Genomic DNA, 16265 nt, shown 5'->3' with positions numbered 1-16265 from the left:
TCTACCTCCGCCGCAGGTGCGGGTTCATGGCGTCGTTCAGCCCTTCGCCCAGCAGGTTGAAGGCCAGCACCGTGATGACGATCGCGAGGCCCGGCAGGCCGCAGATGTACCAGGCGTCGGTGACCTGCTCGCGGCCACTGCCGATGATGGTGCCCCAGCTCATCACGTTGGGGTCGCCCAGGCCGAGGAAGGCCAGCGCGGCCTCGGTCTGGATGGCATGCGCCACGGCCAGCGTCGACACCACGACCACCGGCGGCAGCGCGTTCGGCAATATCTGCGTGAGGATCAGCCGCGCATGGCTCATGCCCGCCGTGCGCCCGGCCAGCACGAACTCGCGCTCGCGCAATTGCAGGAACTGCGAGCGCACCAGCCGCGCGGTGGGCGGCCACGACACGATGCCGATGGCGAACACCACGGTCGCCACCGAGGGCTTGAAAAGCGCCACCAGCACGACGGCCAGCACGAAGCTCGGCACCGTCTGGAACACCTCAATCACGCGCAGCAGCACCGCGTCGACCCGGCCTCGGTAATAGCCGGCCAGCGCACCGATGGTGATGCCGACGAAGGCGGAGATGAAGGTGCTGACCAGGCCGATCAGCAGCGAGACGCCGGCGCCCGACACCAGCCCGGTCGCGAGGTCGCGGCCCATGAAGTCGGTGCCCAGCGGATGGGCGGCTTCGTCGCCGGGCCACAGCATCGGCGCGCCAGCCATGTCCCACGGGTCGCCGGGGAAGAACCAGCGGCCCAGCGTCGCGGTCGCGACCACGAGCAGCATCAGCACCAGGCCGACCAAGGCCGGACGGTTGCGTGCGACCTCACGGGCGAAGTCCACCGCACGCGCGAGGCGGCCGCCGTCGTAGCGCACCGCGGTAACGGCGCCGTTCGTGCCGTTCACCAGGACGGGCTTCATGCGTGCGCTCCCGACGACGACAGCTGCACGCGCGGGTCGAGCCACGCATAGAGCACATCGACAAGGATGTTGATGAGCGTGACCAGGATCGAGCTCAGCAGCAAGATGCCCAGCAGCAGGTTGAAGTCGCGCGCCAGGATCGCCTCGAAGGCCAGGCGCCCGAGCCCCGGCCAGCTGAAGACCGACTCGACCAGCACCGCGCCGCTCAGCAGCGAGGCGATCTGGAAGCCCAGCATGGTCACCAGCGGCAGCAAGGCGTTGCGCAGCGTGTGCACGAGGGTGATGCGCGTCTCGCCGGCGCCCTTGGCGCGTGCGGTGCGGATGAAGTCGGCGCCGTACAGCTCCAGCATCGAGGAGCGCACCAGCTTGGCGTAGACCGCCAGGTAGAAGGTGGCGAGCGTGGTCGCGGGCAGCACCGCATGGGGCGCCACGTCGACCACCCAGGCGAAGCCGGTGTGGTTCGCGCTGATATCCACCATGCCGCCCGAGGGCAGCCAGCCCAGCCGCGCCGAAAACAGCACGATCGCCATCAGGCCGAGCCAGAAGGTCGGCATCGCGTAGGCGGCCAGCACGAACAGCGAGGCGAGGTTGTCGACCCAGGTGTGCACCTTGAGCGCCGACAGCACGCCCAGCGTGACGCCGAGCACCAGCGCGATGACGATGGCCGCGACCATCAGCAGCAGCGTGGCGGGCAGCCGGTCGATCACCAGGTCGAACACCGGCATGTTCTGGCGGAACGAGAAGCCGAGGTCGAGCGTCGCGATGTTCCAGAGGTAGTGGCCGAGCTGCAGGTACAGCGGCTGGTCGAGCCCGAAGCTCGCCCGAAGCTGCGCCATGTACTCCGGCGTCGCCGCACCGGCCTCCCCGGCCATCACGTCGACCACGTCGCCGGGTGCGACCTGCAGGATGAGGAAGTTGAGCAGCGCGATGCCGAACACCACCGGCAGCACCTGCAGTAGCCGCTTCTTCAAAAAACCCCAGAGCGGCGCCGATGCCTTGCGCGCACTCATTTCTTCGCGTCGAGCCAGGCGTCGCCGTACGACGCGAAGAGGCCGTCGCCCTGCAGCACCTGCTTGTGCAGGCGCGCGGTCGACACCGTGACCCAGGTCTGCTCGACCAGATCGAGCACCGGCAGGTCTTCCTGCACGATCTGCTGCCACTCCTTGATGAGTGACTTGCGCTTGCCCACGTCGGCCTCGCCGCCGGCCGCTTCCATGATGCGGTCGAGCGCCGGGTTGGAATAGCCCGAGCCGTTGGTCCACGGCGCGCCCTTGACGATGTTCTTGGTCCAGAACAGCCGCTGCACGCCCAGCGTCGGGTCGGGCAGGCGGTGCAGGCTGGAGATCATCAGGTCGTAGTCCTGGTCGTTGAAGATGCGGCGCAGATAGGTGGCGGTGTCGCCTGCGCGGAGCTCCACGTCGACGCCCACGCGCGCGAGCGACCGCTTGATGAACTCCGCCGGGCGGGTCGCCGTGACGCCGCCGCCGGCGTCGTAGTCGAGCGTGATCTTCAGCCGCTTGCCGTCCTTGCCGGGCTTCAGGCCCGCCTCGTCGAGCAGCGCCGCCGCCTTCTTGAGGTCGTACGGGTACTGCCGGGTCTCGGGCGAGTAGTAGTTGACGACCGACGACGGCACCGGGCCGGTGGCCGCCTTGCCGTAGCCGAGGAACACCACCTTGAGCAGCGCGTTGCGGTCGATGGCATGCGCGAAGGCCTGGCGTACGCGCTTGTCCGACAGGGCCGGCCGACGCACGTTGAACTGCGTGAGGAAGATGGTCGCGAGGTAGCGGCCGTCGTCCAGGTTGATCGTGTACTTCGACTTGTCGGCGAACTTGTTGAGGTTCGACAGCGGGATGCTCGAACCGAGCGCGACGTCGATCTCGCCGGCCTCCAGCGCCACGGTGCGCGCGGCGGCGTCGGGGATGAACTTGAACACCACGCCGTCGAGGTAGGGCTGCTGCTCGCCGCTCGGTCCGCGGCCCCAGTAGTTCGGGTTGCGCTCGAGCCGCACATGGCTGCCCTTCACCCATTCCTTGAACACGAAGGGACCAGTGCCGACCGGCGCGTTGTTCGCCGGGTTCTTCAGCACGTCGGTGCCTTCGTACACGTGCTTGGGCAGGATCTGCGCGCCGTAGGTGTTGATGTAGTTGAGCAGGTACGGCGCCGGCGATGACAGCCGCACGATCACCGTGTGCGGGTCCGGCGTGTCGACCGCCGTCACGTTGGCGAAGGCCGCGCGGCCGAAGGGATGCAGCGGCTTCCAGACTTCGAGCAGCGTGTACTTCACGTCGGCCGCGGAGAAGTCCTTGCCGTCGTGCCACTTCACCCCCTTGCGCAGGTGGAAGGTCACCGTCAGGCCGTCGGGCGCGACCTCCCACGAAGTCGCGAGTTCGGGCACCGGCTGCAGCTTCAGGTCGTAGCTCAGCAGTCCTTCGAGCACCTTGCTCGACACCTGGCCGATGTTCATCGTGGTGATGAAGGCCGAGGTCAGCAACGTCGGCTCGGGCGAGACCGCGACGTTGAGGATGCCGCCGCGCACCGGCTTCGTGCCGGTCGTCTGTGCGAAGGCCGAGAGGGCGAACAGGCTGTCGGCCAGCGCGATGGCGCCGAGCGTGGCGGTGGAATGAATGAAGTGTCGTCGGTTCGAATGCATTGGGAATCGGTCGCAGCAGAAGGTCGAGGGAGAAATTGACAGGAACGCGGCTCAGTCGGCCGAGACGAGATAGGCATCGGCCAGCGAGGCATAGAGCCCGTCGCCCTGCGCCCGCACCTTGCGGTAGCGGCTGCTGGAGACGGTGGTCCAGTCGAGCTCGATCAGGTCGAGGATCGGCACCTCTTCCTGCACGATGGCCTGCCACTCGTCGATGAGGCCTCGGCGCCTGGCCGGGTCGAGTTCGATGGCGGCCGCTTCCATGACGCGATCGAGCTCGGGGTTGACGTAGCCGGAACCGTTGGTCCAGGGCACGCCCTTGGCGATGTTCCTGCTCCAGTACCAGCGCTGCACGCCCAGGCTCGGGTCCGGCAGGTTGTGCAGGCTGGTGAGGAACAGGTCGTAGTCGCCGTCGCCGAACACGCGGCGGATGTACACGCCGGCGTCGGACGCGCGCAGTTCGAGGTCGATGCCTACGCGGCCGTAGTACTGCTTCATGAACTCGGCGGTGCGCGTGGTCTCGAGCGAGCCGCTGCCGTAGTCGAGCGTCAGGCCGAGCCGCTTGCCGCCGGCCTTGCGCGGGAAGCCGGCGGCCTCGAGCAGCGCTTCGGCCTGCTTGGGGTCGTGCTTGTACTGGCGGCCCTTGGCGCTGTGGAAGGCCGGCACCGTCGACGGGATCGCGCTGCCCGCGACCTTGCCGTAGCCGCCGAACACCACGCGCAGCAGCGCTTCGCGGTCCAGCGCATACATCAGCGCCTGCCGCACCCGCTTGTCGGCCAGCGCGGGCTTGCGCACATTGACCGCGGCCAGTTGGATCGACGCGAGGTAGCTGCCGTCGGTGGTGTTGATGTTGAACTTCTTCTTGTCCGAGAACTGCTTCAGGTTCGACACCGGGATGTTCGACGCCAGCGCCACCTGCACCTCGCCGCTGGCCAGTGCGACCGAGCGCGCGGCGGCATCCGGGATGAACTTGAACACCACGCCGTCGAGGTACGGCAGCCCCGGGCGCCAGTAGTTCGGGTTGCGCTCCAGCGCGATGTGGCTGCCGCGCACCCACTCCTTGAAGCGGAACGGGCCGGTGCCGATCGGCGCCGTGTTGGCCGGGTTCTTGAGGAGGTCGGTGCCTTCGTAGAGGTGCTTGGGCACCACCTGCGCGCCATACACGTTGAGGAAGCTCAGCAGGTAGGGCGTCGGGCGCGACAGCCGGAGGATGGCGGTGTGCGGATCGGGCGTGTCGACCGCCTGCACCGACGCGTAAGCCAGCCGGCCGCCGGGATGGATCTTCTGCCACACGTTCAGCAGCGAGAAGGCCACGTCGGCCGAGGTGAAGTCGTGCCCGTCGTGCCACTTCACGCCGCGGCGCAGGCGCAGCCTGAGTGACAGGCCGTCCGGCGCGAAGGCCCACGACTCGGCGAGCTCAGGTTGTGGCTGCAGCTTGTCGTCGAACCACACCAGGCCCTCGCTGATCTTGCCGGCGATCATCGTGACCTGCATGGTCGTGAGGAAGGCCGCCGTGATGATCTGCGGCTCGGGCGCCAGCGAGATCACCAGCGTGCCGCCGCGCTGCGGCGATGCAGACGAGGACTGCGACTGCTGCGCATGGCCCGTGCCGAGCATCGGCAAGGTGGCGGCGGCAAGGCTGCCCTGCAGCAGCAGACGCCGATTCAATGAGGACACCATGGCGTCGAGATCTCCGTGGACATGCTGAGCCCACCGGGACAGCGATCGTGAAAGCGCCGAAGGTTAGGGGCGGCGACGGCCACGCCCAAGCCAGAAAAACGAGGATCGTTATGCGTGCGGCGCACCCACGAGCAAGTGCATAAGCAAGCGCGCAAATCTTCTTTCGCCGCAGGTCCCGCGCCTCTTAGAGTGCGCACGCCGCAGGCTCACGAACGCGGTCCTCTTTTTTTCTCTTGCGCTTTCAGTCGCGCTTTCTGCCGGAGTTCCCCCCCTTGCTTTCCCTTTCACCCCGCACACCCGGCCGCCGGCCTTCCCGCCTGGCACTCGCCCTCCTCTCGCTGCTGGTCGCTGGGGTGGCGCAGGCCGCGGACCTCAGCGTCGGCTTCATGCCCGGCCCCTACCGCGACGCCTTCGCCAAGGGCATCGAGCCGCTGCTCAAGCAACAGGGCTACACGATCAAGTACGTCGAGTTCAGCCAGGGCGTGCAGCCCAACGATGCGGTCGAGCGCGGGCAGATCGACGCCAACATCTTTCAGCACACGCTCTACCTGGAGGCGACCAACCAGCGGCAGGGCTTCAACCTGGTGCCGGTGGTTCATGTGCCCACGCCGCCGATGGGCCTGTACTCGCAACGCCACAAGACACTCGATGCAGTGCCCGACGGCGCCACCGTCACGCTGCCGGCGGACCCGGTCAACGCGGCGCGTGCGCTCAACATCCTGGCGGCGCTCGGATGGGTCCAGCTCAAGCCCGGCGTGAGCCCGCTGAGCGTATCGGAGCGTGACATCACCACCAACCCCAAGCGCCTTCGGCTGGTGTCGCTCGACGCCGCCCAGGCACCGCGTTCGCTGGCCGATGCCGACCTGGCGGCGGTGCAGGGCAATTTCGCGGTCGCGTCCGGCCTCAAGCTCACCGATGCGCTCAAGCTCGAAGACATGACGCTGCCCTACGTCAATGTGGTGGCCGTCAAGCGCGGCAACGAGAACGCGCAGTTCGCCAAGGACATCGTGCGGGCCTACCAGTCGCCCGAGTTCCAGACCGTCTTCAAGGCCAACCCGGTGTGGGCCGGCTACCGGCTGCCGGACTACTTCGCCAGGTAGGGCCATGGCCGCTTTCGACCCCGATCCCACCGACCCGTGGGTCGAAACCCGCGAGGACTAGGACGGATCGCCTTCGATCGGCAGCGCTGCTGTCTGGACGTTGTTGCGCCCCGCCCGCTTGGCCCGATAGAGCATCTCGTCCGCCTGCTTCACCAATGCGGCGGCCGTCGCAGCGCCACCCTGGTAGAACGCCAGACCGATGCTCGCGGTGACCTTGATCCTTCGCTGCTCGATGGCGAACGGCGTCTGCATGGCCCTCACGAGCTTGGCGGCGGCTGAGACGGCGATGTCGGCGTTGGACAGCCCTTCCATGACGACCGTGAACTCATCGCCACCCAATCGCGCACGCATATCGCTCGAACGCAGGCCCTGAGACAACCTGCTCGAGAAAGCCTTCAGCAGCTCGTCGCCCGCCTGGTGCCCGAACTGGTCATTGATCTGCTTGAAACCATCGATGTCCAGATACATCAGCGCCATCAGCGCAGCTGCGCTCCGGCTGCGGTCCATGGCCTCGCTCAGCCGCACGTCGAAACCCGCGCGATTGGCAAGGCCCGTGAGCGGATCGATCTGCGCCAGATTCAGCAGGCGCTTCTCCTCGAGCTTTTGTCGCGTGATGTCGGTGATCACGGCATGGAAGCCAACGACGGCTTCTGTATTGGCGGCCGTCTGGGGAATGTACTGAGCCTCGTAGCAGTTGTACCTGTCGCTGTGGCTGATCTCGCTCTGGAAGGTGACGGGCTCGCCAGCCAAGGCCGCGCGGATGTGGGCTTGCACGGACTGGTACGCAGGCTCTCCCAGGAGCTCCTTGACGGTATGCCCCTGGATCTGATCCCGGGAGAGCCCGAATTCGCGTTCGTAGGCCAGATTGTTGAATCGGTAGCGCTCGTCCGAATCGATGTAGGCCACGCGCATCGGCAGCGCGTCGGCCACCGTGCGCAGGCGGGCCTCGCTTTCCTGCAGTGCTTCCTCGGCCTCGTGATGCTCGGTGATGTCGCTGTCCAGGGTGTAGAGGCCCATCACCTCCCCCTGTTCGTTGCGCTCCGGGACCAGCGTGGTCTGGATATCGCGACGGCCACCGGGCGCCGCCACCCTGCGCTCGTAGGTCATCTGGCGCCCGGCCAGGGCCGCCCGAATGTATGGCTCCATCTGTGCCCATGCCTCGTCGCCGTAGAACTCGCGCACGCTCACGCCGAGCAGCTGCTGGGGTTCGACGTCGAACCAGTCCTGATAGGCCTTGTTGACGAACCGGAAACGCAGGTCTCGGTCCAGGTAGGAGATCAGTGCCGGTAGGTGGTCCGTCACCATGCGCAGGCGATGCTCGCTCTCGCGCAGTGCCTGCTCCGCGGCCTTGGCCGCGGAGATGTCGCGCATCAGCCCCGAGAAGTACTCGACCTTGCCGTACTTGTCGCGGTGTGCGATCACCATGTGGCTGACCGGAAACTCGCGCCGCCGGTTGTCCCACACCAGCGACTCGCCGACCCAGACGCCGGCGGCGACCGCGGTCGGCACCATCTCCGAGCTGAATCGCTCCAGCGTTTGCGGTGGACTGAAGTCGGACACGCTCAGCGTCTCTATCGGGGCATCGAGGTCCACACCCGTGCGACGGCGCGCGGCCGGATTCATGTAGATGAGCCGCCCCTTCGCATCGCTCTGGATGATGTAGTCGGTCGTCATGTCGAAGATGGCCGTGAGCGTACGAAGGGCCCGCTCGGCGCGGGTGCGCTCGGTGATGTCGGTCACCGTTCCCACGTGGCCGAGAACGCGGCCGCCGACGAGCACGGGCCGGCTTCGCAATGCCACCAGCACCTGGGTGCCGTCCTTGCGGTGCAGCCGGCGTGTCGCGTTCAGCGGCTCGGCCGCGCTGGCGACGTGAGTCCAGTCCTGGCGGACTTTCTCGCGGATCTCCTCGCGTACGAGCGTGAGCCAGCCCTCTTGCGCTTCCTCACGCTCGAGTCCGTGGATGGCCAGGTACTCGTCGTTCACGTAGGTCATGCGACCGCCACTGTCGCAACGGAACAAGCCCACCGGCGATGCGTCGGTGACCGCCGCCACCTCGAGCCGCTGCTCGCGCAGCTCGGTCATCAACCCGTCGAACTCGCGCGCCAGATCGCCGCGCTCGTCGTTGGCGATGACATCGAGCCTGACCTGGCTGTCCGGCGAGCGGCGCAGGATGCGGATCGCATTGCTCAGCGCTTCCAGCGGACGCATGACCCAGGCCGTGCCCAGCCAGACCAGCAACGCGCAGCCCAGGCCCAGCCAAAACAACTGCAGCAGGAGGTTTCGCCTCGCCTGCTCGAGCGGTGCATAGGCGGCACGGGCCGGCACGATCAGGCGCAGATCCCAGTCGGCGCTGCTCACGGTGGCGTGGGTGGCCAGGTCGTTCTCGGTGCCGCCGGCGAAGGCGACGGCGGCTGCGGCGGCGGGCTTGAGCAGCAGCTCCGAATCGGGATGCATGACGACCCGCGGCGACTCGCCGCGCGTAACGATCTCGTAGTAGCCCGCGCGGCCGACCGTGGTGCGGCTGAGATCGCCGAGCACATTGGCCCGCTGCAAGTTCAGCGCCGCACCCAGCACGCCGACCAGCTGGCCATCCGGTCCTTCGACGGGGACGGCCATGACCACGGCTGGCTCCAGGCGGCCTTTGGTGAGCAGGGGCGCCGAGATAGCCGGCTCGCGCCGGTCGCGCACCCGCTTGAAATAGTCGCGATCGGCCACGTTCGGCGGCTGGCCCGCAGGCGGGTGGATGGCAACGATATCGCCGTCCAGCGCCGCCAGCGCGGCGTTGTCGAACATCGCGCGCAAGTCCCTGTCCGCCAGAAACCGCCGCCGGGCCGCGGGATCTGCAAAGCCGTCCGCGCCGAGTTCGCGGGCTGCACGCGCCAGGGCAGCCAAGTGAACGCCCAGCTTGTAGTCGAGGTCCGCCGCGGCGCTGTCTGTCAACGCCTGCTGCTGCTCGCGCATCAAGCCGACGTACTCGCTCGACAGGCTCCGGTACTGCCACCAGCCCGTTGCACCCACCAGCGCGAGCAAGAGCGAGGTGATGAGCAGCGCCGTCTTCGTTCTCAGCTTGAGCCGCACGGGCTTTCCTTCTCGCGCACGGCGGCGGCGGTGGTTCGGGGCTGCATTTTCTGATGATAGCAACGGCTTTCATAGGCCGCGGCCTCGCGATGGAGGCAGTTCAGGCAACCGTTCGCGCGACGGTGACTCCGTGCGCGCCGCGCCCGTACAGCGAAAATTTGCCTCGATACCGGCGCTCCTGGGGGCAAACCCCTAAATGTCATGACCAAGACATTGGCCGTTCTCCAACAAAGCAAGACTGCGAGCAACCGGCCAGTTGACATGCAGCCATGGCCCCAAAACGGAGACAGCAGTGAACCAAACGCAGGCGCCGCAAGCATCACGGGGAGACGCCAACCCACAAAAGGCAGACCGGAACGGGTCGCCCCCCAGCCAGACCTTGGCCACGACATTTCCGTCCCTGCTCAGACAGCTCGCCGCCACGCAGCCTGCGAAAGTCGCTCTGCGTGAGAAGAAGCTGGGCATCTGGCAAACATCGTCTTGGAAGGACTTCGCGGATCTCGTGCAGGTCCTCAGTTGCGGCTTGGCGCAAGCAGGCGTCGCTCGGGGCGACCACGTGGCCCTGATCGGTGGCAACAGGCCGCGGCTGCAAGCGTCGCTGGCGGCCGTGCAGGCGTTGGGGGCCATCCCGGTACCGCTCTACCAGGAGGCGCCGAGTTCTGAATACGTCCACCCTCTGAACAGCGCGCGCGTCGCCTTTGCCATCGTGGAAGAGCAGGAGCAGGTCGACAAGCTTCTTGAAATACAGCCGAGGTGTACGGGCCTGCGCGCCATCTGGTTCGACGACCCTCGCGGCCTTCGGGCCTATCCGCAGGCGCACATCCGGTCGCTCGATGCCCTCGTCGAAGAAGGTCGCCGCCTCGACGCGTCGGACCCTGCTTTCTATGACAAGAAAAGCTCGCTCGTGCAGCCCGATGACGTGGCCGCGATGTTCTTCACCTCCGGCACCACCAGCCTGCCGAAAGGCGTCGTGCACACGCATCGATCGTTGATCAGCAGCGCGAGGTCGGGGGCTGCATTCGACCAGATATCCGACAGCGAGGAAGTGCTCGCATTCCTGCCTCCGGCATGGCTCGGGCAGAACATCTTCTCGTATGCCATGTGGCTGGTTTGCGGCTACACGATCAACTTTCCGGAGTCCCAGGAGACGGTGGCCATCGACCTCAAGGAGATCGGCCCGACCTACTACTTCGCACCGCCCCGGACCTTCGAAGACATGCTTACCTCGGTGACGGTCCGCATGTCGGATGCGAGCAGCCTCAAGCGGCGCGGCTTCGACGCGCTGCTCGGCCTGGCTCGGCGCGTCGGTCCGGCGATCCTTGCCGGCGAGCCGGTTCGCTGGGTGGACCGCGCCGCCTATTTCGTCGGTGACCTGCTGCTCTTTCGCCAGCTCCGCGCGCAGCTCGGGCTCAGCCGGCTGCGCCTGGCCTACACCGCCGGCGAAGCCATCGGCCCGGATCTCTTCACCTTCTTTCGCTCCGTCGGCATCAATTTGAAGCAGCTCTACGGCACCACCGAAACCGCGGTGTTCGTGTGCATGCAGCCCGACGGCCGAGTCAAGCCGGACACCGTGGGCGTCCCGGCTCCCGGCGTGGAGATCCGCGTTTCCGACAGCGGCGAGTTGCTCGTCAGAACCCCGGGCGCGCTGAAGGAGTACTACCAGAACCCGCAGGCGACCGAAGAAGTGATGGATGCCGCTGGCTGGTACCACACCGGCGACGCCGCCCTGCTCGATCCGGAAGGCCAGGTCCGGATCATCGACCGCCTCAAGGACGTGGGGCGCCTGGCAGGCGGCCCCCACGACGGCGCGACCTTCGCACCGAAGTACGTCGAGAACAAGCTGAAGTTCTCGGCCTTCATCAAGGAGGTCGTGGCGTTTGGCAATGGGCGCGACCGCGTGTGTGCGTTCATCAACATCGACTTCGAGTCCGTGGGCAATTGGGCCGAACGGAAGAACCTGTCTTATGCCGGCTACCAGGACCTGGCGCAGAAGGAAGCGGTCGCCGACCTGATCCGGAACTGCGTTGAGACCGCCAACGCCGAGCTGGCACAGGACAGCCTCGTCGCAGGCAACCAGGTTGCGCGCTTTCTCATCCTCCACAAGGAGCTGGACCCTGACGATGAAGAGCTCACGCGAACGCGCAAGGTCCGCCGAGGCTTCATCGCCGAGCGCTATCGCGTGCTCGTCGATGCCCTGTTCGACGGCCGCTCGTCGCAGTACGTCGAGACGGAAATCGGCTTCGAGGACGGCCGCAAAGGCGTCGTGGCGGCAACCGTGGCGGTGCACGACGCGAAGACCTTCCCTGCGTTGAAGCGCGCCGCGTGATGGCGCTTCGCACACCCGAACAACGACACAAGGAAACAGCGTGCTCTCAACAATCAAGCGCGAGATGACGACGGCGGCAGGGGCCGCTCTGGCGCCGAACCCGGACGCAGGTCAGCGGTCTGCGACGGCCCCCCAGATCGACAACCCGGCCATGGACGCCAACACAAAGCCCTTGCTCGACGTGCGCAACATCACCTTGCGCTTCGGCGGCGTGAAGGCGCTGACGGACATCAGCTTCGACGTGCGCGAGCATGAGGTCCGCGCCATCATCGGCCCGAACGGCGCGGGCAAGAGCTCGATGCTCAATTGCATCAATGGCGTGTATCAGCCGCAGGAAGGCGCGATCACCTTCGAGGGTCGAACCTTCCGCCACATGAATTCGCGCCAGGTGGCGGAGATGGGCATCGCGCGCACCTTCCAGAACCTTGCGCTGTTCAAAGGCATGAGCGTGCTGGACAACCTGATGACCGGCCGCAACCTGAAGATGACGGTCAATCCGCTGCTGCAGGCCGTGCGCTGGGGACCGGCCGCGCGCGAGGAACTGGCACACCGCGAGCGCGTGGAGGAAATCATCGATTTCCTCGACATCCAGCCGTACCGCAAGACGGCCGTCGGCAAGCTGCCTTACGGACTGCAGAAGCGCGTCGACCTCGGCAGGGCGCTGGCCATGGAGCCCAGGGTGCTGCTGCTCGACGAACCGATGGCCGGAATGAATGTCGAGGAGAAACAGGACATGTGCCGCTTCATCCTCGAAGTCAACCAGGAACTTGGCGTGACGGTGGTGCTGATCGAGCACGACATGGGGGTGGTCATGGACATCAGCGACCGCGTCGTCGTTCTCGACTACGGCAAGAAGATCGGCGACGGATCGCCCAGCGAAGTCATGGCGAACGAAGACGTCATCCGCGCCTATCTCGGCGCACAACAGGAAGCATAGACATGGCATTTTTTCTGGAGACCGTCATCGGCGGCCTGATGGCTGGCATGCTGTATTCGTTGGTCGCCATCGGCTTCGTGCTGATCTACAAGGCCTCGGGCGTGTTCAATTTCGCGCAGGGTGCGATGGTGCTCTTCGCAGCGCTCGCGATGGCGCGCTTCTCGGCGTGGTACCCGCTGTGGTTCGGGTTCGAGAGCCTGCTCCTCGCGAACCTGCTGGCCTTCCTCACCGCCATGGTGATCATGGTTGTCGTGGCATGGCTCATCGAGCGCCTGGCGCTGCGCCACCTGGTCAACCAGGAGGGCGTCACCCTGCTGATGGCCACGCTGGGCATCGCCTACTTTCTCGACGGGCTCGGTCAAACGCTCTTCGGCAGCGACATCTACAAGATCGACGTGGGCATGCCGAAGGAACCGCTGATGGCGTTTCAAGGCACCTTCGAAGGCGGGCTGCTTGTCAGCCAGGAGGACCTCGTTGCCGCGGGCATCTCGATCGTGCTGGTGATCCTGCTGGCGCTGTTCTTCCAGAAGACCGACACGGGCCGCGCCCTGCGCGCCGTGGCCGATGACCACCAGGCTGCGCAGTCGATCGGCATTCCGCTGAACCGCATCTGGGTGATCGTCTGGTCGGTGGCAGGGTTCGCGGCGCTCGTCGCAGGCGTCATCTGGGGCTCGAAGCTCGGCGTCCAGTTTTCGCTCTCCCTGGTCGCACTCAAGGCGCTGCCGGTGGTGATCCTCGGCGGGCTCACCTCGATACCTGGCGCGATCGTCGGCGGCCTGCTGATCGGCGTGGGCGAGAAGGTCTCCGAGATCTACCTCGGGCCGCTGCTGGGCGGCGGGATCGAGATCTGGTTCGCCTACGTGCTGGCGCTCCTCTTCCTGCTGCTGCGCCCGCAAGGGCTGTTCGGCGAAAAAATCATCGACCGCGTCTGAGGCTCCGCAATGATCTACAACGAAAACGGTCAGTTCAAGACCAGCTACCGGGCGGACCAGCAGATCTTCACGCTCTCGCAGGACCGGGCGTTCATGTTCTGCGTGTTGGCACTGGTGTTCGTCGCCGTGCCGCTGGTCGCATCGGAATACTGGCTGCGCGCCATCCTCATCCCATTCCTGATCCTGTCGCTGGCGGCGATCGGGGTGAACATCCTGGTCGGCTACTGCGGGCAGATCTCCCTGGGAAGCGGCGCCTTCATGGCCGTGGGCGCCTATGCCGCCTACAACCTGCAGGCGCGCATCGAAGGGATGCCGCTGGTGTTCTCGCTGCTCGTCGGCGGGCTGTGCGCCACCATCGTGGGCGTGTTGTTCGGCATACCGAGCCTGCGGATCAAGGGTCTGTACCTCGCGGTCGCCACGCTGGCGGCGCAATTCTTCGTCGACTGGTCGTTCCTGCGCATTCGCTGGTTCACCAACTACTCCGCGTCGGGCTCGGTGAGCGTCGGCAATCTGCAGGTCTTCGGCATGCCCATCGAGACGCCGGTCCAGAAATACCTGCTGTGTCTCGTGATCTTGGCAACCTTCGCATTGATGGCGAAGAACCTCGTGCGCGGCGCCATCGGACGCGAGTGGATGGCCATGCGCGACATGGACGTCGCGGCGGCGGTGATCGGCATTCGCCCGGTGTACGCGAAGCTCACGGCGTTCGCGGCGAGCAGCTTCATCGTGGGTGTCGCCGGCGCGCTGTGGGGGTTCATCCACCTGGGGAGCTGGGAGCCGGCGGCGTTCAGCGTGGACCGCTCGTTCCAGCTGCTCTTCATGGTGATCATCGGCGGCCTCGGCTCGATCGTCGGCGCGTTCTTCGGCGCGGCGTTCATCGTGCTGCTGCCCCTGCTGCTGAGTCAGCTGCCCATGCTCTTCGGCGTGCAGATCCCGACCACGCTGGCCTCGCACCTCGAGGCCATGATCTTCGGCGCCCTCATCGTCTTCTTCCTGATCGTCGAGCCGCACGGACTGGCCCGCATGTGGGCGACGGTGAAGGAGAAGCTGAGGCTGTGGCCCTTCCCCCACTGACTGGATTCGCAAACACAACCGGAGACTGGAAATGTCGATCAAGAGAACCTTCACCCTCCCACTGGCCATGGCACTCGGGCTGCTCTGCGCAGCGCAGAGCCATGCCCAGCCGAGCGGCGCCGCAGCGCTGGTCAAAGAGCAGTTCATTCCGCTCCTCGTTTACCGCACCGGTCCCTATGCGCCCAGCGGCACGCCCTGGGCGAACGGCAAGCAGGACTACCTGAAGCTGGTCAACGAGCGCGACGGCGGCATCAACGGCGTGAAGCTCACCTACGAGGAGTGCGAAACGGGCTACGCGACGGACCGCGGCGTCGAATGCTACGAACGCCTCAAGGGCAAGGGCCCGACAGGCGCCACGGCCTTCGATCCGCAGGCGACCGGCATCACCTTCGCCCTCACGGACAAGGCGCCGCTCGACAAGATCCCGCTGATCACCCCGGGCTATGGCCGCTCGGAAGCGGCGGACGGCGGTGTGTTCCCGTGGAACTTCCCGATCGCCGGCTCGTACTGGACTGCGGCCGACATCCTGGTCCAGTACCTGGGGCGCAAGGAGGGCGGCCTGGAGAAGCTCAAGGGCAAGAAGGTCACCCTCGCGTACCACGACTCCCCGTACGGCAAGGAACCTATTCCGGTCCTGCAGGAACGCGCGCGGATGCATGGCTTCGAGCTGCAACTGCTGCCGGTCACCGCGCCGGGCGTGGAGCAGAAGGCGACCTGGCTGCAGATCCGCCAGTCGAGGCCCGACCACGTGATTCTCTGGGGCTGGGGCGTGATGAACTCGACGGCGCTGAAGGAAGCGCAATCCACCGGCTTCCCACGCGAGAAGATGATCGGCGTCTACTGGTCGGGCACCGAGCCCGACGTCAAGGACGTGGGCACGGGCGCGAAGGGGTACAGCGCCCTCAACATGCAGAACCTGCTGGGTGGCACGAAGGTCACCGAAGAGATCCTCAAGCACGTGCATGCCAAGGGCCAGGGCAGCGGCCCCAAGGAAGAGGTCGGCTCGATTCTCTACAACAACGGGATGATCATCTCCATGATCACGGTGGAGGCGGTGCGCCGCGCGCAGGAGCGCTTCGGCAAGGGCAAGCCGATGACCGGCGAGCAGGTCCGCTGGGGCCTGGAGAATCTCGCTCTGGATCAGAAGCGGCTTGAGGCTCTGGGCTTCGGAAAGCTCAAGAGCCCGATGAGCACGTCGTGCAGCGATCACATGGGCACGGCCTCCGCGCGGGTCCAGACCTGGGACGGCGCCAAGTGGTCGTTCATCAGCGACCCGATCGAGGCGGACATGTCCATCCTCCGTCCGATGATCAAGTCGGCCGCGGACAAGTACGCGGCCGAAAAGAAGATCACCCGACGCACGCCCGAAGCGTGCCAGAGCTGAAAGAGCGCCCCATGACGGTGATCGAGAGCGCACAAATGCACGGCTCCGGGCCGGCCGAACACGCCCACCCTCTCCTCGAGGTCAACGGCATCGAGGTCATCTACAACCACGTGATCCTGGTGCTCAAGGGCGTGTCGCTCACCGTGCCCGAAGGCGGCATCGTGGCGCTGCTGGGCGGCAACGGCGCGGGCAAGACC

General features: G+C 66.3%; 11 protein-coding genes and 1 pseudogene. 7 read left to right on the top strand and 5 right to left on the bottom strand.

Annotated features, from left to right (window positions below; genetic code table 11):
* Nucleotide 1: 1 nt before the first annotated feature.
* The 4 genes from ACSFBE_RS17825 to ACSFBE_RS17810 are packed head-to-tail and all read right to left on the bottom strand — an operon-like array spanning nt 2 to nt 5237.
* Nucleotides 2-910: an ABC transporter permease gene (locus tag ACSFBE_RS17825; protein WP_435491747.1), complete on the bottom strand. Its 909-nt coding sequence runs from the start codon at nt 908-910 to the stop codon at nt 2-4.
* On the bottom strand, nt 907-1920 hold the full coding sequence (locus tag ACSFBE_RS17820; RefSeq protein ID WP_435491746.1) for an ABC transporter permease: 1014 nt from the start codon (nt 1918-1920) through the stop codon (nt 907-909). The genes ACSFBE_RS17825 and ACSFBE_RS17820 overlap by 4 nt, the downstream gene beginning before the upstream one ends.
* Nucleotides 1917-3560 (bottom strand): ABC transporter substrate-binding protein, encoded by a 1644-nt coding sequence (locus ACSFBE_RS17815; protein WP_435491745.1) that lies wholly within the window; start codon nt 3558-3560, stop codon nt 1917-1919. The genes ACSFBE_RS17820 and ACSFBE_RS17815 overlap by 4 nt, the downstream gene beginning before the upstream one ends.
* Before the next feature lie 51 nt (nt 3561-3611).
* Complete coding sequence (locus ACSFBE_RS17810; protein ID WP_435491744.1) at nt 3612-5237, bottom strand: ABC transporter substrate-binding protein; 1626 nt, start codon at nt 5235-5237, stop codon at nt 3612-3614.
* A gap of 272 nt (nt 5238-5509) precedes the next feature.
* Here ACSFBE_RS17810 and ACSFBE_RS17805 point away from each other — a divergent pair, with 272 nt between their 5' ends.
* Nucleotides 5510-6337, top strand: a complete 828-nt coding sequence (locus tag ACSFBE_RS17805) for a MetQ/NlpA family ABC transporter substrate-binding protein (RefSeq protein WP_435491743.1) — start codon at nt 5510-5512, stop codon at nt 6335-6337.
* Between the two features lie 57 nt (nt 6338-6394).
* On the opposite strand, the gene ACSFBE_RS17800 is transcribed toward ACSFBE_RS17805, so the two are convergent.
* Complete coding sequence (locus tag ACSFBE_RS17800; protein WP_435491742.1) at nt 6395-9415, bottom strand: PAS domain-containing protein; 3021 nt, start codon at nt 9413-9415, stop codon at nt 6395-6397.
* A gap of 379 nt (nt 9416-9794) precedes the next feature.
* Here ACSFBE_RS17800 and ACSFBE_RS17795 point away from each other — a divergent pair, with 379 nt between their 5' ends.
* The 6 genes and pseudogenes from ACSFBE_RS17795 to ACSFBE_RS17770 all read left to right on the top strand — a co-directional run.
* Nucleotides 9795-11741 carry an AMP-dependent synthetase/ligase gene (locus ACSFBE_RS17795; RefSeq protein ID WP_435491741.1) on the top strand — a complete coding sequence of 649 codons (1947 nt, stop codon included), beginning with the start codon at nt 9795-9797 and terminating at the stop codon, nt 11739-11741.
* A gap of 151 nt (nt 11742-11892) precedes the next feature.
* A complete protein-coding gene (locus tag ACSFBE_RS17790) occupies nt 11893-12678 on the top strand; it encodes an ABC transporter ATP-binding protein (protein WP_435491740.1) in 786 nt (261 codons plus the stop codon).
* 2 nt (nt 12679-12680) lie between these two features.
* Nucleotides 12681-13610, top strand: coding sequence for a branched-chain amino acid ABC transporter permease (locus ACSFBE_RS17785; protein ID WP_435491739.1), 930 nt, complete (start codon nt 12681-12683; stop codon nt 13608-13610).
* 9 nt (nt 13611-13619) lie between these two features.
* On the top strand, nt 13620-14684 hold the full coding sequence (locus ACSFBE_RS17780; RefSeq protein ID WP_435491738.1) for a branched-chain amino acid ABC transporter permease: 1065 nt from the start codon (nt 13620-13622) through the stop codon (nt 14682-14684).
* 67 nt (nt 14685-14751) lie between these two features.
* Nucleotides 14752-16068 carry an ABC transporter substrate-binding protein gene (locus tag ACSFBE_RS17775; RefSeq protein WP_435491995.1) on the top strand — a complete coding sequence of 439 codons (1317 nt, stop codon included), beginning with the start codon at nt 14752-14754 and terminating at the stop codon, nt 16066-16068.
* A gap of 11 nt (nt 16069-16079) precedes the next feature.
* A pseudogene (locus tag ACSFBE_RS17770) lies at nt 16080-16265 on the top strand (ABC transporter ATP-binding protein); the annotation flags it as partial.

This window comes from Variovorax sucrosi (assembly GCF_051216635.1).
Lineage (GTDB): Bacteria > Pseudomonadota > Gammaproteobacteria > Burkholderiales > Burkholderiaceae_C > Variovorax.
The sequence above is the reverse complement of the archived record's forward strand: the minus strand, read 5'-3'. Positions and strand labels throughout refer to the sequence as shown.